This window comes from Pseudomonas sp. FP818 (assembly GCF_030687335.1).
GTDB classification, from domain to species: Bacteria; Pseudomonadota; Gammaproteobacteria; order Pseudomonadales; family Pseudomonadaceae; genus Aquipseudomonas; species Aquipseudomonas shahriarae.
This window is the reverse complement of sequence record NZ_CP117427.1, coordinates 4406320-4428018: the sequence shown is the minus strand read 5'-3', so window position 1 is coordinate 4428018 and position 21699 is coordinate 4406320. Positions and strand designations below refer to the sequence as shown.

The following is a 21699-nucleotide window of genomic DNA, read 5'->3' as shown; positions in this document are numbered from 1 at the left end:
CCGACCCTTGTTTAGACTGCGGTCATCCCATAAAAACAAAAAGGGCCACCCATGATCATGCAACCACTGCCTGCCAGCAGTTGGCTGAACGCCCCTGCCCATCACGCCTGGCTCGCCGCCGAAGGCCAGCGCCTGCTGGGTTTTGCCAAGGCCTCGCGGCTGCCTGAAGGCTTCGGCAACCTCGATGTACAGGGCCGTCTGCCCGTCGATGCCCACGCCGAAACCATGAACACCGCCCGCATGACCCACAGCTTCGCCATGGCTCACGCCCAAGGGCTGCCGGGCTATGCCGAGCTGGTGGAGCACGGTGTGGCCAGCCTCGGCGGCCCGTTGCGGGATGCCGAGCATGGCGGCTGGTTTGCCGTCGCCGGCGCGGGTGATGGCAATACGGGCAAGGCCGCCTACCTGCACGCCTTTGTCGCCCTGGCCGCCAGTTCCGCCGTGGTGGCGGGTGCCCCTGGGGCGCAAGCTCTGTTGACGGATGCCATGCAGATCATCGACCAGCATTTCTGGTGCGAGGAGGAGGGCGCAATGCTTGAATCCTTCGCCCGGGACTGGAGCGGTGAAGAAGCCTATCGCGGCGCCAACAGCAATATGCACGCCACCGAAGCCTTTCTGGCCCTGGCCGATGTCACCGGCGACACGCGCTGGCTGGGGCGGGCGCTGCGTATTGTCGAACGGGTGATCCATCGGCACGCCGCCGCCAATGAATTTATGGTGATCGAGCATTTCGACCGCTATTGGCAACCCCTGCACCGTTACAACGAAGACAACCCGACCGACGGCTTTCGCCCCTACGGCATCACTCCCGGGCACGGCTTTGAATGGGCGCGCCTGGTGTTGCACCTTGAAGCCGCACGCCAGCAGGCGGGGCTCGTCACGCCAGCGTGGTTGCTGGAGGATGCCAAGGCTTTGTTCGCCAGCGCCTGCGAGTATGGCTGGTCGGTGGACGGTGGCCCGGGCCTGGTCTACACCCTGGACTGGCACTACCGCCCGGTGGTGCGCGAGCGTCTGCATTGGACCCACGCCGAAGCCAGCGCGGCCGCCCAGGCCCTGCTCAAGCGCACCGGCGAGTGGCATTACGAGGTCTGGTACCGGCGCTTCTGGGAGTTCTGTGAAACCCACCTGATCGACCGGGTCCAGGGCAGTTGGCACCACGAACTCGACCCGCAAAACCTGCCCGCCAGCAAAATCTGGGGGGGCAAGCCGGACCTGTACCATGCCTGGCAGGCCGTATTGCTGCCGGGCCTGCCGTTATCCCCAAGCATGGCCAGTGCGCTGGGGGCCGGTTGCTATGTCACCAAGTGGTGACATTTGCCCGTCCCTTTGTTACGTGCCTGGCAAAAATCCCTGTTTAGAATCCTATGCAGCGCAAGCTCCAGACTTGCATGCATAACAACAAGAAAAAGGTACTCAGATGAACGCGATTAATCGCCTCGCCGTTGCTATTTCCATTGCCTCGTTGTTTCCCCTCAGTGCATTTGCCGCCGACTCCAAAGGGACGGTTGAAGTTGTGCATTGGTGGACCTCGGGCGGTGAGAAGGCGGCGGTGGATGTCCTGAAGGCCCAAGTTGAGAAAGACGGTTTTACCTGGAAAGACGGGGCCGTCGCAGGCGGCGGCGGTGCCACGGCCATGACCGTGCTGAAAAGCCGCGCGGTCGCCGGCAACCCGCCAGGCGTAGCCCAGATCAAAGGCCCCGACATCCAGGAATGGGCGTCCACCGGGCTGCTCGACACCGACGTCCTGAAGGACGTGGCCAAGGCCGAAAAGTGGGACGAACTGCTCGACAAGAAAGTCTCCGACACGGTGAAGTACGAAGGTGATTACGTGGCCGTGCCGGTGAATATCCACCGCGTCAACTGGCTGTGGATCAACCCTGAAGTCTTCAAGAAAGCCGGCATCAGCAAAAACCCTACGACCCTTGAAGAATTCTATGCCGCCGGTGACAAGCTCAAGGCTGCCGGCTTCATTGCGCTCGCCCACGGTGGCCAGCCTTGGCAGGACAGTACGGTGTTCGAAGCCGTGGTGCTCTCGGTCATGGGCGTGGACGGCTACAAGAAAGCCCTGGTCGACCTCGACAACGCGACCCTGACCGGCCCGGACATGGTCAAGGCGCTGACCGAGCTGAAAAAGGTCGCGACCTATATGGACGCCGACGGCAAGGGCCAGGACTGGAACCTGGAAGCCGCCAAAGTCATCAACGGCAAGGCCGGCATGCAGATCATGGGTGACTGGGCCAAGAGCGAGTGGACAGCCGCCAAGAAAATCGCCGGCAAGGACTACGAGTGCGTAGCCTTCCCGGGCACCGACAAGGCCTTCACCTACAACATCGACTCCCTGGCGGTGTTCAAGCAGAAAAATGCCGGTACCTCGGCCGGTCAGCAAGACATCGCCAAGGTCGTGCTGGGTGAGAACTTCCAGAAGGTCTTCAGCATCAACAAGGGCTCGATCCCGGTGCGCAACGACATGCTCGGCGACATGGCCAAATACGGCTTCGACAGCTGCGCCCAGACGGCGGCCAAGGACTTCCTGGTGGATGCCAAGTCCGGCGGCCTGCAACCGAGCATGGCGCACAACATGGCGACCACGCTGGCGGTGCAGGGCGCGTTCTTTGATGTGGTGACCAACTTCATCAACGACCCGAAAGCCGACCCGGCCGACACCGCCAAGAAACTTGGCGCGGCGATCAAGTCTGCCAAGTAACCCCTAGGGGCAATCGGTTTCAGTGTGGGAGCGGGCTTGCCCGCGATGCAAGCGCCTCGGTGTAGCAGTGACACTCAGGTGATGCCATCGCAGGCAAACCAGCCCCCACCCAAAGCCGACTCCCACAAGGTTATCCATTAGTCCCTTATTCCCTGCCCTGGATTTCCCCATGAGTTCTGTTGCTGTGTTCAGCAAGGCCTCGCCGTTCGATGCATTGCAGCGCTGGCTCCCCAAACTGGTGCTGGCCCCGAGCATGTTCATCGTTCTGGTGGGCTTCTATGGCTACATCCTGTGGACGTTCGTGCTGTCGTTCACCAACTCCACCTTCCTGCCCACCTACAAATGGGTGGGCCTGGCGCAATACGCACGGTTGTTCGACAACGACCGCTGGTGGGTGGCGAGCAAAAACCTGGCGCTGTTCGGCGGCATGTTTATCGGCATCACCCTGGTGATCGGCGTGCTGCTGGCGGTCTTTCTCGACCAGCGCATCCGCCGCGAAGGCTTTATCCGCACCATCTACCTGTACCCGATGGCGCTCTCGATGATCGTCACCGGTACTGCCTGGAAATGGCTGCTCAACCCCGGCATGGGCCTGGACAAACTGCTGCGCGACTGGGGCTGGGAAGGCTTCCGGCTGGACTGGCTGATCGACCCGGACCGCGTGGTGTATTGCCTGGTGATTGCGGCGGTATGGCAAGCCTCGGGCTTTATCATGGCGATGTTCCTCGCCGGCCTGCGTGGGGTTGATCAGTCGATCATCCGTGCCGCACAGATCGACGGCGCGAGCCTGCCGCGTATCTACTGGAGCGTGGTGCTGCCCAGCCTGCGCCCGGTGTTCTTCAGCGCGGTGATGATCCTTGCGCACATCGCCATCAAGAGCTTTGACCTGGTGGCGGCAATGACGGCCGGTGGCCCTGGCTACTCGTCCGACCTGCCGGCGATGTTCATGTATTCCTTCACCTTCAGTCGCGGCCAGATGGGCATGGGCTCGGCCAGTGCGATCCTGATGCTCGGCGCGATCCTCGCGATCATCGTGCCTTACCTGTACTCCGAGCTGAGGACCAAGCGCCATGACTAGTCTCGCCAAACCTTCCATCAGCTTCAGCCGCCTGGCGATCCATGCGGTGCTGATCCTCGCCGTGGTGCTGTACCTGGTGCCGCTGGTGGTGATGCTGCTGACCAGCTTCAAGACCCCGGAAGACATCAGCACCGGCAACCTGCTGAGCTGGCCGACGGTGATTACCGGGATCGGCTGGGTCAAGGCCTGGGCCACGGTAAACGGGTACTTCTGGAACTCGTTCATGATCACCATCCCGGCGGTGCTGATCTCCACCACCATCGGTGCGTTGAACGGCTACGTGCTGTCGATGTGGCGTTTTTGCGGTTCGCAGTTGTTCTTCGGCCTGTTGTTGTTCGGCTGCTTCCTGCCGTTCCAGACCGTCTTGCTGCCGGCCTCGTTCACCCTCGGCAAAATGGGCCTGGCCAGCACCACCACCGGCCTGGTGTTCGTGCACGTGGTCTACGGCCTGGCATTCACCACGCTGTTCTTCCGCAACTACTACGTGAGCATTCCGGATGCGCTGGTCAAGGCTGCGCGCCTGGATGGCGCAGGATTTTTCACCATCTTCCGTCGGATCATTCTGCCGATGTCGACCCCGATCATCATGGTCTGCCTGATCTGGCAGTTCACCCAGATCTGGAACGACTTCCTGTTTGGCGTGGTGTTCTCCAGCGGTGATTCGCAGCCCATCACGGTGGCGCTGAACAACCTGGTCAACACCAGCACCGGGGCCAAGGAATATAACGTTGATATGGCGGCGGCGATGATCGCCGGGCTGCCGACCCTGCTGGTCTATGTGGTCGCAGGCAAGTATTTCGTGCGCGGCCTCACGGCTGGCGCGGTCAAGGGGTAATCATGGCTACGCTCGAACTTCGCAACGTAAACAAGACCTATGGTGCCGGCCTGCCGGACACCCTGAAGAACATCGAACTGTCGATCAAGGACGGTGAGTTCCTGATTCTTGTCGGGCCCTCGGGCTGCGGCAAGTCGACCCTGATGAACTGCATCGCCGGCCTGGAAAACATCAGCGGCGGCGCGATCATGATCGGTGACCAGGACGTCAGCGGCATGAGCCCCAAGGACCGGGATATCGCCATGGTGTTCCAGTCCTACGCCCTGTACCCGACCATGAGCGTGCGCGAGAACATCGAGTTCGGCCTGAAAATCCGCAAGATGAGCCAGGCCGACATCGACGAGGAAGTGGCGCGGGTGGCCAAGCTGCTGCAGATCGAGCACCTGCTCAATCGCAAGCCGGGCCAGCTCTCGGGCGGCCAGCAACAACGCGTGGCCATGGGCCGGGCACTGGCGCGGCGGCCGAAGATCTACCTGTTCGACGAGCCCCTGTCCAACCTCGACGCCAAGCTGCGGGTCGAGATGCGCACCGAAATGAAACTGATGCATCAGCGCCTGAAAACCACCACGGTCTACGTGACCCACGACCAGATCGAAGCGATGACCCTGGGCGACAAAGTGGCGGTGATGAAGGACGGGATCATCCAGCAGTTCGGCACGCCGAAAGACATCTACAACGACCCGGCCAACCTGTTTGTGGCGAGCTTTATCGGCTCGCCGCCGATGAACTTCATCCCCCTGCGCCTGCAACGCAAGGAGGGCCGCCTGCTGGCCCTGCTCGACAGCGGTCAGGCGCGTTGCGAATTGCCACTGGGCATGAACGATGCGGGTCTTGAAGACCGCGATGTGATCCTCGGCCTGCGCCCGGAGCAAATTGTCCTGGCCAGCGGCGAGGGCAATGGCCTGCCGAGCATTCGTGCCGAAGTCCAGGTGACCGAGCCCACAGGCCCGGACACCCTGGTGTTCGTGCAGCTCAATGACACCAAGGTCTGCTGCCGCCTGGCGCCAGATGTGGCGCCGCAAGTGGGCGAGAGCCTGACCTTGCAGTTCGATCCGGCCAAGGTGCTGCTGTTCGACGCCAAGACCGGCGAACGCCTGGGCACCGCCGCGTCAGTGCCAGTGCCACACGCCGACAACGTCACCCAATTTAAAGGCCGCTGAAAATCAAAATGTGGGAGCGGGCTTGCCCGCGATACAGGCCGCTCGGTCTACCAGGCACACCGCAGTGATGCCATCGCGAGCAAGCCCGCTCCCACACATTCGATGTGGATGTTTCGGAAATAGCTGTAAACCGCGTTAGATAAAAACAGTTAATAACAATAAAGACGAGGATGTAGGGATGAAAAAGCAACACAACAACACTCGCTTGATCTGCCAGCTGTCAGCAGCGGCAGCGCTGGTTTTGTCCGCCAATGCGATGGCAGACGAGGCCTTCAGTGCCGATTCCAAATGGATGACCGGCGATTGGGGCGGCGAGCGGACCAAGCTGATCGAGCGGGGTATCGACATCAAGGCCGACTACGTTGGGGAAGCGGGCTACAACGCCCACGGCGGCTACAACGATGACAAGACCGGTCGTTATGCTGACCAGTTCGGCCTCGGCGTAGCGCTGGACCTGCAAAAACTCTGGGGCTGGGACAACACCCAGGCCAAGATCCAGATGACCAGCCGTAATGGCCGCAACATCTCCAATGACCGCATTGGCGACCCGCGTGCCGGCACCTTGAGTTCGTCTCAAGAAGTGTACGGCCGTGGCCATATGGTGCGCCTGACCCAGTTCTGGATTCAGCACCAGATGTTCGACAACAAGCTGGATGTGAAACTCGGTTACTTCGGTGAAGGCGAAGACTTCAACACCTTCCCGTGCGACTTCCAGAACCTCTCGTTCTGCGGCTCCCAAGTGGGTAACTACGTCAACACCTGGTACAACTGGCCGGTCAGCCAGGCCGCGATCCGCGTGAAGTACCACATCACGCCTGAGCTGTATGCGCAGATCGGCGCGTACAACCAGAACCCCTCGCAGCTGGAGCACGGCAACGGCTTCAAGCTCAGCGGCAGTGGCACCAAGGGCACCGTGATTCCGGTGGAGCTGGTCTGGTCGCCGAAGGTCAATAACCTGCCGGGCGAATACCGTGTGGGTTACTACAAGAGCGCCGCCGATGCTCCCGACGTACGTGAAGACGTCAACGGCGACAATGCGGCCACCACTGGCGCAGACTACCGTACCCGCAGCAGCAAAAAAGGCTATTGGTTCGTTGCCCAGCAGCAGCTCACCACCCATAACGGCGACGCTTCCCGCGGCCTGAACATCGCGGCCAACGCCACCTTCCACGACAAGGAAACCAACACGGTCGACAACTATCAGTCGATCATGCTGGTGTACAAAGGCCCATTCGATGCGCGTCCAAAAGATGACGTCGGCATTGGCGCCGCTCGCCTGCATGTCAACGATGACGTGCGCAAGAACGCCGAGTTGTTGAACGAAGCGGGCGGTTTCACCGATTACAGCCAGGCAGGTTATGCGCCACTGCGCGGCACCGAGTACAACTACGAAATCAACTACGGCTTCCACGTCACCAACTGGTTGACCGTGCGTCCCAACCTGCAATACGTCACCCACCCAGGTGGCGTGGATAAAGTCGACAACGCCTTGGTCGCCGGTCTGAAAATTCAGTCGGTGTTCTAACGCGGTTGCGATAAGCTCCTTCTCTCTGTGCGCATTTTGCGGGTAGCCATGGCTATCCGCTTTTTTTTGAGCGGGTGCGCATAACGCGTGTGGGAGCTGGCAAGCCAGTTCCCACAGGTTCACCAAAGAGGTGAGCGATAGTGATCTACAGGACCGTGGCACATGCATGAGCATCCGCTGCAACGCTTTTTCAAATCCCTGCGCGAGCAACCGGTATTCGCCTGGGAGCGCTTCCAGATGCGCGACGTATTGGTGATTAACCACCCCCTGTGCCAGGCGGTATTCAGCCGCCAGGGCGCGCAGTTGCTGCATTTCCAACCCACGGGCCAGAAGCCATGGCTGTGGTGCGCGGCCAAGTGGCCGCAGGTCGGGGCGATCCGTGGCGGCGTGCCAGTGTGCTGGCCGTGGTATGGCCGCCATCCCAGCGAAAACGCCTGGCCCTCCCATGGTTGGGCACGCTTGATTGACTGGAAGCTATTGGACAGCAGCACCGATGACGACGGTGTGCGCCTGCATTGGCAATTGCAGCTGTGCGATTGGCAGGTGGACCTGCATGCGCACCTGGGCGAAACCCTCGAACTGCGCCTGAGCACCGAGCATCAGGATGAGCTGCCGTGCCAGTTGAGCCACGCTTTGCACGCCTATTGGCGGATTGGCAACGTGGGCGAGATAGCGCTGTCTGGGCTCGACGGGGCGCAGGGTTACGACCAGTTGAGTCGTCAGGTTTGCCAGCAGCAAGGTGAGTTGCGCGTCGATGGCGGCTGCCAGCGCGTGTTCCAGCATGAGGGGGAGTTGCAGCTCAAGGACCACGCCTGGCAGCGCGAACTGTGCATCGACACTGGCGACAGTGCTGACACGGTGGTCTGGCATCCGGGCAGCCGGCCATTGCTGGGGGTGAGCTTTAACGAGGCGTCGGGCTTTGTGTGTGTGGAGTCGGCCATGGCTGGGGCCAGCCTGGCGCCGGGGGAGAGGGCGCATTTGAGTTTGCAGGCCCGGGCGGGGGGTTAGTGGTGTTGCCCTGGGCCTCATCGCGGGCAAGCCCGCTCCCACAAGGTAGCGGGCTGGGCTGGCCCTGCTGGAGGCGATTCCAGCTTTAGTTGAACTCATCCCCCACCGGATACCGGCTGTCATTCAAGCTCTCTTTGATCTTGCGCAGATGGGGCTGGAAATCCACACCACGGCGCAAGGTCATGCCGGTCGCCAGCACATCCAGCACTGTCAACTGAATGATCCGCGAGGTCATTGGCATATAGATGTCGGTGTCTTCCGGCAGCGGGATGTTCAAGCTCACCGTACTGACCTTGGCCAATGGCGAGTTCTCGGCCGTCACGCCCAGCACCGAGGCGCCGTTCTCCCGGGCAATGCGCGCCACTTCCACCAGCTCGCGGGTGCGGCCGGTGTAGGAAATGATCACGAACAGCTCGCCGGTATGCGCCACCGAGGCAATCATGCGTTGCATCAATACGTCGGCGTGGGCCGTCACCGACAGGTTGAAACGGAAGAACTTGTGCAGGGCATCCATGGCCACTGGCGCCGAAGCACCGAGGCCGAAGAAGTGGATCTGCCGTGCCTGGATCAGCAAGTCCACGGCCTTGCTGATAAGCGCGGGGTCCAGGGCCTGGCAGGCGCTGTCCAATGAAGCGATGGCGCTGCCAAAAATCTTCTGCGTGTAGGCCTCGGGGTTATCATCGGCCTCCACGGCGCGGCTGACATAGGCCGCGCCACTGGCCAGGCTTTGCGCCAGTTGCAATTTCAGTTCAGGGTAACCGCTGACGCCGAACGAGCGGCAGAAACGGTTGACCGTCGGTTCACTGACCGAGGCGGCTTGGGCGAGGGCAGCGATCGAGAAGCGGGTCGCCTGCTGTGGGTTGAGCAGGATGACCTCGGCGACTTTTTTCTCGGCCTTGTTCAATTCTTCGAGGCGGTTCCGGATCTGTTCCAGAAGATTGCGCACGCGGTCCATTCAGTCTTTCCTTCGGGCGACGATGCAAGTAAGGGCCAGTAACAGGTCGACGAGCGGCCCTTGGCGGTGGCCTATCCTACTGAGGGTAGTTGAACACCACCACTCGCAATGCGTATTTTGGGAAAATGTTGTGGTTATTACTACATTTTTCCTTGAGTGATGCCTTGAAAAAAGGTATTTGTAGCTTAACTTGATAAAAGAACAAACATCATGCCTTCGATAACCGTGGAACCCTGCACCTTTGCCCTGTTTGGCGCCTTGGGTGATCTGGCGCTGCGCAAGTTATTTCCTGCCCTTTATCAACTCGATGGCGCCGGGCTCTTGCACGCCGACACCCGCATCCTGGCCCTGGCCCGTGAAGCTGGCTCCGAGCAGCAGCACCTGGACCACATCGAGCACGAACTGCGCAAATACGTCGGTCAGGAACTGGATGAAGCGGTAGCTGCGCGCTTCCTCGCGCGCCTGGCCTATGTGCATGTCGATTTCATGAATGCCGATGACTACGTGGCCCTGGCCGCCAAGGCCGGCACCGAACAACGCCTGATCGCCTACTTCGCCACCCCGGCGGCGGTGTATGGCGCGATCTGCGAGAACCTGTCCAAGGTCGGCCTGGCGGAAAATACCCGGGTGGTCCTGGAGAAACCCATCGGTTCGGACCTGGAGTCCTCGCGCAAGGTCAACGACGCCGTGGCGCAGTTTTTCCCGGAAAACCGCACTTACCGCATCGACCACTACCTGGGCAAAGAGACGGTGCAGAACCTGATTGCCCTGCGTTTTGCCAACAGCCTGTTTGAAACCCAGTGGAACCAGCATTACATCTCCCACGTGGAAATCACCGTGGCCGAGCAGGTGGGTATCGAAGGCCGCTGGGGCTACTTCGACAAGGCCGGGCAACTGCGGGACATGATCCAGAATCACCTGCTGCAACTGCTCTGCCTGATCGCCATGGACCCGCCGGCCGACTTGTCCGCCGACAGCATCCGCGACGAGAAGGTCAAGGTGCTCAAGGCCCTGGCGCCGATCAGCCCGGAAGGCCTGACCACCCAGGTCGTGCGCGGCCAGTACATTGCTGGCTACAGCGCCGGCAAGCCGGTGCCGGGTTACCTGGAAGAAGATAACTCCAACACCCAGAGCGATACCGAAACCTTCGTCGCCCTGCGGGCCGATATCCGCAACTGGCGTTGGGCCGGGGTGCCGTTTTACCTGCGCACCGGCAAGCGCATGCCGCAAAAGTTGTCGCAGATCGTTATCCACTTCAAGGAACCGTCCCACTATATCTTTGCCCCCGAACAGCGCCTGCAGATCAGCAACAAGCTGATCATCCGCCTGCAACCGGACGAAGGTATTTCCTTGCGCGTGATGACCAAGGAGCAGGGCCTGGACAAGGGCATGCAACTGCGCAGCGGGCCACTGCAACTGAATTTTTCCGACACCTACCGTAGCGCCCGGATTCCCGATGCCTACGAGCGGTTGTTGCTGGAAGTGATGCGCGGCAATCAGAACCTGTTTGTCCGTAAAGATGAAATCGAAGCCGCGTGGAAGTGGTGTGACCAGTTGATCGCCGGGTGGAAAAAATCCGGTGATGCACCCAAGCCGTATGCGGCGGGTTCCTGGGGGCCGATGAGCTCCATTGCACTGATCACGCGGGATGGGAGGTCGTGGTATGGCGATATCTGATTTGAAACTGCCCCAGGGCGTAACACCCCATGAGTACCGCACGCCGGTACTGCTGGCCGAAGGCTTGGCCAACGACGTGGCCGAACAACTGCGCGCGGCCATCAGTGCCCGTGGCGAGGCGACCCTGGTGGTGTCCGGTGGCCGCAGCCCGGTGGCGTTTTTCCAGAACCTGGCCAGCCAGGGCCTGGACTGGTCCAAGGTCACCATTACCCTGGCCGATGAGCGCTGGGTGCCGGTGGAACATGCCGACAGCAACGCCGGCCTGTTGAAGAAATATCTGCTGCAAGGCCCGGCGGCCAAGGCCAAGTTCTTGAGCCTTTACAGCGCCGCCGCGAACCTGGACGGCGCCGCCGAGCAGGCTGATCGCCTGCTGGCCGAACTGCCGGCGATTGATGTGCTGGTGCTGGGCATGGGCGATGACGGGCATACCGCGTCGCTGTTTCCCAACAGCCCGAACCTGGCCGAAGCGCTGCAGCCCGATGGCACCCGCCGGTGCTGGCCGATGCTGGCGCCGAGCGTGCCCCATCAGCGCCTGACCATGAGTCGTGCATTGCTGGCCAGCGCGCGCTACACCGTGTTGTCGATTGCCGGCGATTCGAAACTCCACACCCTGAGCGAAGCGCTGGCCAGCGACGATGTTGCCGGCATGCCGATTCGCGCGTTTTTGCAACCCACTCTAGAGATTTACTGGTGCCCATGAGCCAAGGATCAGCCGCTATGAAAAGCCCTCACCCGACCGTGTCCATGGCGGATAAAGTTGCCCTGATCGACAGTCTCTGCGCCAAGGCGCGGATCCTGCCAGTGATCACCATTGCCCGCGAACAGGACATTCTGCCCCTGGCCGATGCCCTGGCGGCGGGTGGCTTGACCGCGCTGGAAGTGACCCTGCGTTCGCAGTTCGGCCTCAAGGCCATCCAGGTCCTGCGTGAGCAGCGTCCGGAGTTGGTGACGGGCGCGGGCACGGTGCTCGATCGCACCATGCTGGCGGCTGCCGAGGCGGCGGGTTCGCAGTTTATCGTCACCCCCGGTATTACCCGTGACCTGCTTGAAGCCAGTGTCGACAGCCCGATCCCGCTGCTGCCCGGCATCAGCAATGCCTCCGGAATCATGGAAGGCTATGGCCTGGGCTATCGTCGTTTCAAACTGTTCCCGGCGGAAGTCAGCGGCGGTGTGGCGGCAATCAAGGCCCTGGGCGGACCGTTTGGCGAAGTGAAATTCTGCCCCACTGGCGGCGTTGGCCCGGCCAACATCAAACACTACATGGCGTTGAAAAACGTGATGTGCGTGGGCGGTAGCTGGATGCTTGATCCGGAGTGGATCAAGAACGGCGACTGGGCGCGCATCCAGGAAGTCACCGCTGAGGCGCTGTCGCTGCTGGACTGATTGGCTTTACCGAATCGTTGTTGCTGTGCTTCACGGCATGTTTGCGGTGCACTTGGTCGGTGCGCCGCTTTTTTTTGCCTATAGAAAAGCGAAATTTCACCGTAATTCAAATGGGGGGCTTGTGTGGGAACTGGCTTGCCTGCGATAGGCATAGGTATCTACACAACTCTCTTCTCGGTCTGTGTACATATCCGTTGCTGCGGTCACGGCCACTTAGGGTTCCGCCCTTACGGCGGCTCACTTTGGAGAAGCGCCAAAGTAAGCAAAACGCTCTTGCCCCACCACTCGGTGCCTCGCCTAGGCTCGGCATGCCCGCAGTCAGGCATTGCTCCGTGGGCCCGCCGCGATCGGCCATCCCTGGCCGTGTCGCGGCTACCCCGGCATCCATGCCGGGGTGCCCACTGCGCAATACCTGACTGCGGCCATCGTGGTTTAACGGGGCGCCTCAGATCAAGATCAAAAGCAGAGCAACAGCAAAGCAAGAGCGCGAAGCTGCATTCCCCTGTGGGAGCTGGCTTGCCTGCGATGACGGTGTCTCAGCCAATACATTTATCGACTGATACACCGCCTTCGCAGGCAAGCCAGCTCCCACATTTTAATCAGTGTTCAGCTTGGTAATGGCATTGACCAGCACGTCGATGTCCGCCGCCGACGTCACCACCCCCGGCGTCACCCGTATGCAGGTACCAAACGCTGCCCCACTGCGCAGGGTGGTAAACAGGTTGTATTCATCAAGCAGTCGATCCGCCATCACCTGTTGATCACGCCCGTTGAACTTGAACGCCGTAATTGCGCAATACAACCGTGGATCATCCGAGGTCAGCACCTCGATCCCCGGCAATGGCCGTACCTGGCTCACCCACAGGTCACGCAGGTATTTCACCCGCGCCCCCTTGGCCTGCGCGCCGCCCAGGGTCCGATGCTCTTCGAGCACCAGCGGCAAGGTCATCAGCGCTGGAAAGTTCGGCGTGCTGTAGGACGTACGGGCGCGCACGTCGCTGGCTGGGTAATGGAACTCGCCCATGTCCGGGTCAGTGTCCGCCAGCCGCTGCGGGGCGATATAGAGAAAGCCCAGGGTCAGCGGTGCACCGATCCACTTGTGCAGGTTGAAGCCGGCGAACGAGATGCCCAACTGGGCCAGGTCGAAGTCGATCTGGCCAAGGGCATGGGCGCCATCGAGGATGATTTCGACGCCATATTCCCGCGCAACCTGGGCGATGGCCTCCACCGGCATGACCAGGCCGGTGCGGTGGGTGACATAGGTCAGCGCCATCAGCCTCAGGCGTGGGTAACGGCTGAAGGTGTCGCGATAAGTCTGCAGCAGGCTGTCGAAGCTGGCCGGATGGGCGTGGGACACTTCGATCACCTCTACCCCCCGGTAGCCGGCGAGCCAGCGCATGGCGCCTTTGACCGTGTCGTACTCCAGATCGCTGATCAGCACCTGGTCGCCCGGCTGCAGGCGGTTGTAGTTGCGGATCAGCGACTGCAGGGCTTCGGTGGCATTGCGGGTGAAAGCAATCGCTTCTGGGTCGACGTTGACCAACTCGGCCAGTTGCCGGCGAATCTCGACATGTTGCCCTTGCTCGAAGCGCTGGCGCACATGCACCGAGTTGCTGCGATTGATGAAGGCCACGTGCTCCTGATACTGGGCCAACACGGCCCGGCTCATGCGGCCAAAGTAGCCGTTTTCCAGGTTGATGGGGCCGGGCTCCAGGTCATAGCGCTGGGCAATGGCCTGCCAATAGGCTTCGTCGCGGGTGTGGGGCATGGGCGGGCTCGGTTAGTGGCGCGGGGCGGGTTTACCGTGTTTGGCGCGCAGCGGTTCCAGCAGTTCGGACAGGCCGTTGTGGTCGATTTCCTGCATCAAGGCCAGCAAACCGCCCAGCTCGCCGTGGGGAAAACCTTCGCGGGCAAACCAGTTCAGGTACGGACCGGGCAGGTCGGCAATGATCCGGCCCTTGTACTTGCCGAACGGCATTTGGCGGGTGATGAGCAGTTCGAGTTTTTCGGGGTTCATACGGGCTTCAGGCAATCAGGAGGATGCCTTGGAAAATACAGGCATTCTGCATGAAGGCCAAATGACAGATCATGCAAATAAAGCGGATACAGATTTTGGGGATATTTATAACTTATTGAAAAATAAAGAATAAATATTGATTCAAGACCTGGCACGGGCGCTGCAACTACCCCAATACCTTTCTAAACCCGCGAAGGAATTGAAAAATGACTGATATCAACAAAGAGTCGATCTCCGTACTCAATGACCTGATCGAAACCAGCAAAGACGGCCAGGAAGGCTTCAAGACCTGCGCAGAAGACATCAAGCACCCTGAGCTCAAGGCGCTGTTCATCAAGCGTTCCGCAGACTGCGCGTCGGCGGCTGCCGAACTGCAAACGGCCGTGCGGGCCCTGGGTGGCGATCCGGAAGATTCCGGCAGCGTGGCCGGCGCACTGCACCGTGGCTGGGTCGACGTGAAGTCGATGGTCACCGGCAAGGACGAAGAAGCGGTACTCAACGAAGCCGAGCGCGGTGAAGACCACGCACTGAAGGCTTACAAAGAGGCCATCGAGAAAATCAACAAGCACAACCTGGTCGGTATTCGTGACTTGGTTGAGCGCCAGTATCATGGTGCGCAACGCAATCACGATCAGGTGAAAGCCCTGCGTAACCAGGCTCGCGCCCAGTCCTGAGCTGCGCTGAGGTAACAAATGTGGGAGCAGGCAAACCTGCTCTCACGGGTAATTGCGCTGTACCCCGATACAAATGTGGGAGCTGGCTTGCCTGCGATAGCGGTTGATCAGTCGATGTATGTATCGACTGAAATGACGCCATCGCGGGCAAGCCCGCTCCCACATTTTTTATTTCACATGCCTGATCAGCCGATGCTGATCGCCGGCAACTCGGTCAAGGTCACAACCTGCTGTTTGCGTGGCGCGAGGATCTCGGCTTCGCCATCCACCACCAACTCATCACGCTGGTTGAACACCTGGGTGGCAATCCGCACGCGGAACTTGGGCAGCTTCTCGAGGATTTCCAGACGTACGGTCAAGGTGTCGCCGATTTTCACCGGCTTCTGGAAGCTCATCTGCTGACCGATATAGATGGTGCCCGGCCCAGGCAGCTCACAAGCGACTGCCGCGCTGATCAAGGCGCCGCTGAACATGCCGTGGGCGATCCGCTCCTTGAACATGGTCGCCTTGGCGAATTCGGCATCCAGGTGCACCGGGTTATGGTCGCCGGACATTGCCGCGAACAGCTGGATATCGCGCTCTTCCACGGTTTTGCTGTAGGTGGCTTTCTGGCCAACTTCGAGGGCTTCGTACGGAGTGTTGGTAACCTGGGTCATCTGATCCTGCATCCTGTGGCTAATCGGTAATCTTAATTCGTTGATTTTAAACGAAAATATTTATGCGTTCACTCGCAGCGCGCCGGCCGGCGATGGTTCACGGCCTGGGCCATCCAGGCCAGCACATCAGCGGTGACCGCATCGCGGTTGGTTTCATTGAAGAGTTCGTGGCGCGCCTGCGGGTAGATGTTCACGTGCAGGTTCTGGCAGCCGGCATCGCGCAATGCGTTGGCCAGGCTGGTGAGACGCTTGCCTTCACTGACCGGATCACATTCGCCGCCCATCACCAAAATCGGCAGGCCCGGATCAATCTGTTTGAGATTGGACGCTTTGCTGATTTGCTGCAAGCCACCCAGCAGGTCGATCCATAGCTGGTTGGTGCAACGAAAGCCGCACAGGGGGTCGTTGACGTACTTGTCCACTTCGTCCGGGTCGCGGCTCAGCCAGTCAAACGCCGTGCGGTTGGGCTTGAAGGCCTTGTTGAACGAGCCAAACGACAGAAACTCGATCAGTGCGCTGCGGCCCCTGAGGCCCTGGCGCAGGCGTTCGGCCCGGGCGATCAGGCGGGCGGCGCGGTACAGGGCCACCGGCTGGAAGTTCGACCCACTGAGAATCGCCCCGTGCAGGCTGGCACTGTGATGCAACAGATAGGCCTGGGCGATATAGCTGCCCATGCTATGGCCCAGCAGGAGGATCGGCACACCGGGGGCTTGCTGGCCGATGTGCTGGTTGAGCGCGGCCAGGTCACCTACCACTTTGTTCCAGCCATCGCGCTCGGCAAACAGGCCCAGGGTGCCTTCATCGGCGGTACGGCCATGGCCGCGCAGGTCCGGGGCATACACGCCGTAACCGGCATCACACAGGGCCTGGGCCAGGCGCGCATAGCGGCCGCTGTGCTCGGCCATGCCATGGGCCAGCATCACCAGCGCCGTAGGCGTGCCGTCCGGTAGCCACTGGTTGACGTACAGGCGGCTGCGGTCGTTCGCGGTCAGCCAGAAAGTGGTGTGGTTCATGGCGCTTCCTTTGCTCAGGGTCGTTGCAGTGTATAGCTCATCCGAGGGCCGGCGTCTGATCACCCGCGGCCTCAGGGGCAAGATTCATACAATCAATGACACGTTTTAGTGTATTTGCCTGTTTGGCCATAGCTGCTAACGTCCTCGAAGCTCCGCTTCCCTTAAACAGCCGGAAGCGGTCGGGCACACTCGGGTAAGAGGACAAGAATAATGCAACCTGATTTCTGGAATGACAAACGCGCAACAGGCGTTCCCAACGAGCTTGACCTGTCGGCGTACAAGTCAGTAATCGAAGTCTTCGAGCGTTCCTGCAAAGCCTTTGCCGACCGTCCGGCATTCAGCAACATGGGGATCACCCTGACCTACGCCGACCTGGAGCGCCAGAGTGCGGCGTTCGCCGGCTACCTGCAACACCACACCGATCTCAAGCCGGGTGACCGTATTGCGGTGCAGATGCCCAACGTCCTGCATTACCCGATTGCCGTGTTCGGCGCCTTGCGCGCCGGGCTGGTGGTGGTCAACACCAACCCGTTGTACACCCCGCGGGAAATGCGCCATCAGTTCAAGGATGCGGGCATTCGTGCGCTGGTCTACCTCAACCTGTTTGGTTCCCGGGTCCAGGAAGTGGCGGCCGACACCGAGATCGAGTACCTGATCGAAGCGAAGATGGGCGACTTCATGCCCGCCGCCAAGGGCTGGCTGATCAACACCGTGGTCGACAAAGTGAAGAAGATGGTCCCGGCCTACAGCCTGCCTCGGGCGGTGTCGTTCAAGCGCGCCTTGCGCATGGGCGCGGGCCTGGCCGTGACCCGCCACCCGATGACCCTCGATGACATCGCCGTGCTGCAATACACCGGCGGCACCACCGGCCTGGCCAAGGGCGCGATGCTCACCCACGGCAACCTGGTGGCGAACATGCAGCAGGTGCGGGCGTGCATGTCCCAACTGCGCGAAGACGGGCATCCGCTGGTCAAGGAAGGGCAGGAGGTGATGATCGCGCCGCTGCCGCTGTATCACATCTATGCCTTTACGGCGAACTGCATGTGCATGATGGTCACCGGCAACCACAACGTGCTGATCACCAATCCACGGGACATCGGCGGCTTTATCAAGGAACTGAAGAAGTGGCGGTTTACCGGGTTGCTGGGGCTCAACACACTGTTTGTCGCCTTGATGGAGCACCCGGATTTCAAGACCCTGGACTTCTCCCACCTGAAGATCACCAACTCCGGCGGTACCGCCCTGGTCAAGGCCACTGCCGAGCGCTGGAAGCAGATCACCGGCTGTTCCATCGGCGAAGGCTACGGCCTGACTGAGACGTCGCCAGTGGCCAGCACCAACCCCTACGGTGATCAATCGCGCCTGGGCACCGTGGGTATTCCAGTGCCGGGCACGGCGATGAAGGTTATTGATGACGCCGGCGTCGAGTTGCCGATGGGCGAGCGGGGCGAGTTGTGCATCAAGGGCCCGCAGGTCATGAAGGGCTACTGGCAGCAACCGGCTGCCACTGCCGAGACCCTGGACGCCGAGGGCTGGCTCAAGACTGGCGATATTGCGGTGATCGACCCCGACGGTTTTGTGCGCATTGTCGACCGCAAGAAAGACCTGATCATCGTCTCGGGCTTCAATGTGTACCCCAACGAGATCGAAGACGTGGTGATGGCCCACCCGAACGTTGCCAACTGCGCGGTGATCGGCGTGCCTGACGAGCGTACCGGCGAGGCGGTGAAACTGTTCGTGGTGGCGCGGGCCCAGGGTGTCAGCCTTGAGGAGCTGAAGACTTACTGCAAGGCCAACTTCACCGGCTACAAAGTGCCCAAGCACATTGTGTTGCGCGACTCGCTGCCGATGACGCCGGTAGGCAAGATCCTGCGCAGAGAGCTTCGCGATATCGCCTGACCTGAATTGAAATGCGATTCAAATGTGGGAGCTGGCAAGCCAGCTCCCACATTTACGGTGTACACCCTTAAAGTAGAGCGGTTTCGCAGGTTATAGAATCTTTGCTCTAAAAATGACTACTGCATATTCTTGAGTCATGTTTATGACTGTAGGGGCCTCTTTTGGCTCTAGGCGGCCCTTGGCAAAGCTGCTACTCTCGGCGCGCTTTGTGACCTCTCGGCCTGCTTGAAACAGCCGGAATCACCTAAAAACACACAAATAATAATCGCATCAAATGCGGTGAATGAATTCGCGTCGCTGAGGAGTGGGCTTCCATGATCGAAGACTTTTGGAAGGATAAGTACCCCGCCGGGATTGCTGCAGACATCAATCCAGACGAGTATCAAAATATTCAGGCGGTACTGAAACAGTCCTGCCAACGCTTCGCCGACAAACCGGCTTTCAGCAACCTGGGCAAGACAATCACCTACGGTGAGTTGTACGAATTGTCCGGTGCCTTTGCCGCGTACCTGCAACAGCATACCGACTTGCAGCCCGGTGATCGAATCGCCGTGCAATTGCCCAACCTCCTGCAATACCCGGTCGCCGTGTTTGGCGCTATCCGCGCCGGCCTGATCGTGGTCAACACCAACCCGCTGTACACCGCGCGGGAGATGGAACACCAGTTCAACGACTCCGGGGCCAAAGCCCTGATCTGCCTGGCCAACATGGCGCACCTGGCAGAAAAAGTCGTGCCCAAGACTGGCGTCAAGCACGTGATCGTCACCGAAGTGGCTGACCTGTTGCCGCCGCTCAAGCGGTTGCTGATCAACAGCGTCATCAAGTACGTGAAGAAGATGGTCCCGGCCTATCACTTGCCCCAGGCGATCAAGTTCAACGACGTCCTGGCCAAGGGGCATGGCCAGCCGGTCACCGACGCCAGCCCGGCCAGCGAAGACGTCGCCGTACTGCAATACACCGGCGGCACCACCGGCGTGGCCAAGGGCGCGATGCTGACCCATCGCAACCTGGTCGCCAACATGCTGCAGTGCAAGGCGCTGATGGGCTCCAACCTCAACGAAGGCTGCGAGATCCTGATCACGCCGCTGCCGCTGTACCACATCTATGCCTTCACCTTTCATTGCATGGCGATGATGCTGATCGGCAACCACAACATCCTGATCAGCAACCCGCGCGACCTGCCGGCGATGGTCAAGGAGTTGTCGAAGTGGAAGTTCAGCGGCTTTGTCGGCCTGAACACCCTGTTCGTGGCCCTGTGCAACAACGAAGGCTTCCGCAAGCTGGACTTCTCGGGGCTCAAGGTCACGCTGTCGGGTGGCATGGCATTGCAACTGGCGGCGGCCGAGCGTTGGAAGGCCGTGACCGGCTGCAATATCTGTGAAGGTTACGGCATGACCGAAACCAGCCCAGTGGCCACGGTCAACCCGATCCAGAATATCCAGATCGGCACCATCGGCATCCCGGTGCCCTCGACCCTGTGCAAAGTCATCTCGGATGAGGGTGTCGAGTTGCCTCTGGGCGAAATCGGCGAGCTGTGCGTCAAGGGCCCGCAAGTGATGAAGGGCTACTGGCAGCGTGAAGACGCCACCGCCGAAGTGCTCGACAGCCAAGGCTGGCTGAAGACCGGCGATATCGCGATCATCCAGCCAGACGGCTACATGCGCATCGTTGATCGCAAGAAGGACATGATTCTGGTCTCCGGTTTCAACGTCTACCCCAACGAGCTGGAAGACGTGCTGGCAAGCCTGCCGGGCGTGCTGCAATGCGCGGCCATTGGTGTACCGGACGAGAAATCGGGCGAGCACATCAAGCTGTTCATCGTGGTCAAGCCAGGCGCGACACTGACCAAGGAGCAGGTGATGGAGCATATGCGCGCCAACGTCACCGGCTACAAAGTGCCGAAGGCTGTCGAGTTCCGCGAAGCACTGCCGACCACTAACGTGGGCAAGATCCTGCGTCGTGAGTTGCGCGATGAAGAGATGAAGAAACTGGGCCTGAAGAAGTAAACAAAAAGCCCCGCGAATGCGGGGCTTTTTATTGGGCGCTGAGTGTCGACTGACCCACCGCTATCGCCGCGATGCGGCGACCCGACAAGCCATTTGTCCTGGGCCGCACTCAAAACTCCTGTACCACACAACCCCTGTGGGAGCGGGCTTGCCCGCGATGGCGTCCTGTCAGCCCCCACATTTCCGATCGGGTGTCTACAGGGCGAACTGCGCGAAGCTCACGCCAGCGCCTGCCGGGCGTACATCCTTCAGGAACGAGTCCTTGTCCGCGCTCAGCTCCAGGGTAATCTCCGGCTTGCGCTTGCCTGCATTGCGTACCACCAACCCTTCAAGCTTCTCACGCAGGTACACGGTCGGTACTTTCAGGTGCAGCAGCTGATCGGTTTCGGCGTTGTGCATCAACAAATGAATCCACTCGTACTGGCCAATGGCGATGCGCGCCACCGGTAGGTCGAACCACCAGATGTTGCGCTTGCGGTCCAGGTCGGTGAAGTGGCAGTTGTTGACACCGAGCACGGCACCGCCCAGTTCCAGGTTTCTGCGGGCGATGGCCTGTGATTTATTGAGTTTCATAACCTTCCTACGGGATCTGTTATTCAGCGGTTGAGCCTGAATCTGCCGGGCATTCTCGTGGGTTGGCCGCAAAACATAAAGCCAAACCTGTACGGGGTGATGAAATGCCTGACGCAAATAATTGAAACTCTACGCAAACGCCCAGGGTCAATCCTTAGGTAATGACCAAAACCCTTGATTGTTCTTACGGAGAAATACCATGGGCAGCACAGCGGATAAGGCAAAAGGTTTAGCGAACGAAGCCATTGGCAATATCAAACAAGGTGTCGGCAAAGCCACTGACAACACCCAGCTTGAGGCCGAAGGCAAGATCCAAGAGAAGAAGGGCGAAGCCCAGCAAGCGATCGGCAAGGTCAAGGACGCGGTAAAGAATACGGTCGACAAAGCCTGATTCACCCGCCTGCCAACACGCAGCATAACGGTCATCCACGGATGGCCGTTTTTATGTCAAACCGGCGGATTAAAGTTTCGAAATTGTTTCAAGGTCGCCAAATAGGCTACCTTGATGTAGAAAACGGCCCCTGAGTCGCCCACGA

At 60.2% G+C, this 21699-nt stretch carries 20 protein-coding genes; 14 read left to right on the top strand and 6 right to left on the bottom strand.

Features of this window, described 5'->3' with window-relative positions; all coding sequences use genetic code 11:
- The first annotated feature begins 51 nt into the window (after positions 1-51).
- From PSH80_RS20075 to PSH80_RS20045, 7 genes are all read left to right on the top strand, one after another.
- Entirely contained in the window at positions 52-1311 is a 1260-nt protein-coding gene (locus tag PSH80_RS20075) for an AGE family epimerase/isomerase (protein ID WP_305418059.1), read from the top strand.
- Positions 1312-1417: 106 nt separating this feature from the next.
- Positions 1418-2704: an ABC transporter substrate-binding protein gene (locus PSH80_RS20070; protein WP_057960491.1), complete on the top strand. Its 1287-nt coding sequence runs from the start codon at positions 1418-1420 to the stop codon at positions 2702-2704.
- 169 nt (positions 2705-2873) lie between these two features.
- Complete coding sequence (locus PSH80_RS20065) at positions 2874-3782, top strand: carbohydrate ABC transporter permease (protein WP_029296391.1); 909 nt, start codon at positions 2874-2876, stop codon at positions 3780-3782.
- On the top strand, positions 3775-4617 hold the full coding sequence (locus PSH80_RS20060; RefSeq protein ID WP_305418056.1) for a carbohydrate ABC transporter permease: 843 nt from the start codon (positions 3775-3777) through the stop codon (positions 4615-4617). The genes PSH80_RS20065 and PSH80_RS20060 overlap by 8 nt, the downstream gene beginning before the upstream one ends.
- 2 nt (positions 4618-4619) lie before the next feature.
- Complete coding sequence (locus PSH80_RS20055) at positions 4620-5777, top strand: ABC transporter ATP-binding protein (protein ID WP_128593440.1); 1158 nt, start codon at positions 4620-4622, stop codon at positions 5775-5777.
- 178 nt (positions 5778-5955) lie between these two features.
- Positions 5956-7302, top strand: a complete 1347-nt coding sequence (locus PSH80_RS20050) for a carbohydrate porin (RefSeq protein ID WP_057439963.1) — start codon at positions 5956-5958, stop codon at positions 7300-7302.
- A 162-nt stretch (positions 7303-7464) separates the two neighbouring features.
- Positions 7465-8310 carry a D-hexose-6-phosphate mutarotase gene (locus PSH80_RS20045; RefSeq protein WP_120733986.1) on the top strand — a complete coding sequence of 282 codons (846 nt, stop codon included), beginning with the start codon at positions 7465-7467 and terminating at the stop codon, positions 8308-8310.
- Positions 8311-8395: 85 nt separating this feature from the next.
- On the opposite strand, the gene PSH80_RS20040 is transcribed toward PSH80_RS20045, so the two are convergent.
- On the bottom strand, positions 8396-9256 hold the full coding sequence (locus PSH80_RS20040; protein WP_169866643.1) for a MurR/RpiR family transcriptional regulator: 861 nt from the start codon (positions 9254-9256) through the stop codon (positions 8396-8398).
- Between the two features lie 219 nt (positions 9257-9475).
- Between PSH80_RS20040 and zwf the strand changes: the two genes are divergently transcribed.
- Genes zwf through PSH80_RS20025 form a run of 3 tightly spaced genes read left to right on the top strand, consistent with a single transcriptional unit; the run spans position 9476 to position 12325 of the window.
- Complete coding sequence (zwf, locus tag PSH80_RS20035) at positions 9476-10942, top strand: glucose-6-phosphate dehydrogenase (protein WP_057960487.1); 1467 nt, start codon at positions 9476-9478, stop codon at positions 10940-10942.
- Positions 10929-11642 (top strand): 6-phosphogluconolactonase, encoded by a 714-nt coding sequence (pgl, locus tag PSH80_RS20030; protein WP_057439954.1) that lies wholly within the window; start codon positions 10929-10931, stop codon positions 11640-11642. The genes zwf and pgl overlap by 14 nt, the downstream gene beginning before the upstream one ends.
- Positions 11643-11659: 17 nt before the next feature.
- On the top strand, positions 11660-12325 hold the full coding sequence (locus PSH80_RS20025) for a bifunctional 4-hydroxy-2-oxoglutarate aldolase/2-dehydro-3-deoxy-phosphogluconate aldolase (protein WP_169989582.1): 666 nt from the start codon (positions 11660-11662) through the stop codon (positions 12323-12325).
- A 595-nt stretch (positions 12326-12920) separates the two neighbouring features.
- On the opposite strand, the gene PSH80_RS20020 is transcribed toward PSH80_RS20025, so the two are convergent.
- Positions 12921-14093 carry an aminotransferase class V-fold PLP-dependent enzyme gene (locus PSH80_RS20020; protein ID WP_120733984.1) on the bottom strand — a complete coding sequence of 391 codons (1173 nt, stop codon included), beginning with the start codon at positions 14091-14093 and terminating at the stop codon, positions 12921-12923.
- A gap of 12 nt (positions 14094-14105) precedes the next feature.
- Positions 14106-14342 (bottom strand): DUF3820 family protein, encoded by a 237-nt coding sequence (locus PSH80_RS20015; protein ID WP_008056784.1) that lies wholly within the window; start codon positions 14340-14342, stop codon positions 14106-14108.
- A 206-nt stretch (positions 14343-14548) separates the two neighbouring features.
- On the opposite strand from PSH80_RS20015, the gene PSH80_RS20010 reads away from it, so the two are divergent.
- Positions 14549-15016 carry a PA2169 family four-helix-bundle protein gene (locus tag PSH80_RS20010; RefSeq protein WP_057439949.1) on the top strand — a complete coding sequence of 156 codons (468 nt, stop codon included), beginning with the start codon at positions 14549-14551 and terminating at the stop codon, positions 15014-15016.
- Between the two features lie 185 nt (positions 15017-15201).
- Here PSH80_RS20010 and PSH80_RS20005 read toward each other — a convergent pair whose 3' ends face one another.
- Both PSH80_RS20005 and PSH80_RS20000 read right to left on the bottom strand, forming a co-directional pair.
- On the bottom strand, positions 15202-15672 hold the full coding sequence (locus PSH80_RS20005) for a MaoC family dehydratase (RefSeq protein WP_032862565.1): 471 nt from the start codon (positions 15670-15672) through the stop codon (positions 15202-15204).
- Positions 15673-15740: 68 nt separating this feature from the next.
- Positions 15741-16685 (bottom strand): alpha/beta hydrolase, encoded by a 945-nt coding sequence (locus PSH80_RS20000; protein WP_169961339.1) that lies wholly within the window; start codon positions 16683-16685, stop codon positions 15741-15743.
- 210 nt (positions 16686-16895) lie between these two features.
- Here PSH80_RS20000 and fadD2 point away from each other — a divergent pair, with 210 nt between their 5' ends.
- Together fadD2 and fadD1 are read left to right on the top strand one after the other, a co-directional pair.
- Positions 16896-18584: a long-chain-fatty-acid--CoA ligase FadD2 gene (fadD2, locus tag PSH80_RS19995; protein WP_115128801.1), complete on the top strand. Its 1689-nt coding sequence runs from the start codon at positions 16896-16898 to the stop codon at positions 18582-18584.
- A gap of 314 nt (positions 18585-18898) precedes the next feature.
- Positions 18899-20590, top strand: a complete 1692-nt coding sequence (gene fadD1, locus PSH80_RS19990; RefSeq protein ID WP_057439947.1) for a long-chain-fatty-acid--CoA ligase FadD1 — start codon at positions 18899-18901, stop codon at positions 20588-20590.
- A 195-nt stretch (positions 20591-20785) separates the two neighbouring features.
- Here fadD1 and PSH80_RS19985 read toward each other — a convergent pair whose 3' ends face one another.
- Positions 20786-21163: a hypothetical protein gene (locus PSH80_RS19985; protein ID WP_057439943.1), complete on the bottom strand. Its 378-nt coding sequence runs from the start codon at positions 21161-21163 to the stop codon at positions 20786-20788.
- A gap of 199 nt (positions 21164-21362) precedes the next feature.
- Here PSH80_RS19985 and PSH80_RS19980 point away from each other — a divergent pair, with 199 nt between their 5' ends.
- The gene (locus PSH80_RS19980) at positions 21363-21554 is read left to right on the top strand and encodes a CsbD family protein (RefSeq protein ID WP_057439941.1); all 192 of its coding nucleotides are present in this window, start codon (positions 21363-21365) and stop codon (positions 21552-21554) included.
- Positions 21555-21699 lie beyond the last annotated feature (145 nt).

Bases quoted from the DNA above. Each gene is read 5' to 3' on its own strand.
- PSH80_RS20025 (WP_169989582.1), top strand. From the start codon at position 11,660: ATGAAAAGCCCTCACCCGACCGTGTCCATGGCGGATAAAGTTGCCCTG.
- PSH80_RS20060 (WP_305418056.1), top strand. From the start codon at position 3,775: ATGACTAGTCTCGCCAAACCTTCCATCAGCTTCAGCCGCCTGGCGATC.
- pgl (WP_057439954.1), top strand. From the start codon at position 10,929: ATGGCGATATCTGATTTGAAACTGCCCCAGGGCGTAACACCCCATGAG.
- PSH80_RS20055 (WP_128593440.1), top strand. From the start codon at position 4,620: ATGGCTACGCTCGAACTTCGCAACGTAAACAAGACCTATGGTGCCGGC.
- PSH80_RS20005 (WP_032862565.1), bottom strand. From the start codon at position 15,672: ATGACCCAGGTTACCAACACTCCGTACGAAGCCCTCGAAGTTGGCCAG.
- fadD1 (WP_057439947.1), top strand. From the start codon at position 18,899: ATGATCGAAGACTTTTGGAAGGATAAGTACCCCGCCGGGATTGCTGCA.
- PSH80_RS19985 (WP_057439943.1), bottom strand. From the start codon at position 21,163: ATGAAACTCAATAAATCACAGGCCATCGCCCGCAGAAACCTGGAACTG.
- PSH80_RS19980 (WP_057439941.1), top strand. From the start codon at position 21,363: ATGGGCAGCACAGCGGATAAGGCAAAAGGTTTAGCGAACGAAGCCATT.
- PSH80_RS20050 (WP_057439963.1), top strand. From the start codon at position 5,956: ATGAAAAAGCAACACAACAACACTCGCTTGATCTGCCAGCTGTCAGCA.
- PSH80_RS20015 (WP_008056784.1), bottom strand. From the start codon at position 14,342: ATGAACCCCGAAAAACTCGAACTGCTCATCACCCGCCAAATGCCGTTC.
- PSH80_RS20070 (WP_057960491.1), top strand. From the start codon at position 1,418: ATGAACGCGATTAATCGCCTCGCCGTTGCTATTTCCATTGCCTCGTTG.
- fadD2 (WP_115128801.1), top strand. From the start codon at position 16,896: ATGCAACCTGATTTCTGGAATGACAAACGCGCAACAGGCGTTCCCAAC.
- PSH80_RS20020 (WP_120733984.1), bottom strand. From the start codon at position 14,093: ATGCCCCACACCCGCGACGAAGCCTATTGGCAGGCCATTGCCCAGCGC.
- PSH80_RS20075 (WP_305418059.1), top strand. From the start codon at position 52: ATGATCATGCAACCACTGCCTGCCAGCAGTTGGCTGAACGCCCCTGCC.
- PSH80_RS20045 (WP_120733986.1), top strand. From the start codon at position 7,465: ATGCATGAGCATCCGCTGCAACGCTTTTTCAAATCCCTGCGCGAGCAA.
- PSH80_RS20065 (WP_029296391.1), top strand. From the start codon at position 2,874: ATGAGTTCTGTTGCTGTGTTCAGCAAGGCCTCGCCGTTCGATGCATTG.
- PSH80_RS20000 (WP_169961339.1), bottom strand. From the start codon at position 16,685: ATGAACCACACCACTTTCTGGCTGACCGCGAACGACCGCAGCCGCCTG.
- PSH80_RS20010 (WP_057439949.1), top strand. From the start codon at position 14,549: ATGACTGATATCAACAAAGAGTCGATCTCCGTACTCAATGACCTGATC.
- zwf (WP_057960487.1), top strand. From the start codon at position 9,476: ATGCCTTCGATAACCGTGGAACCCTGCACCTTTGCCCTGTTTGGCGCC.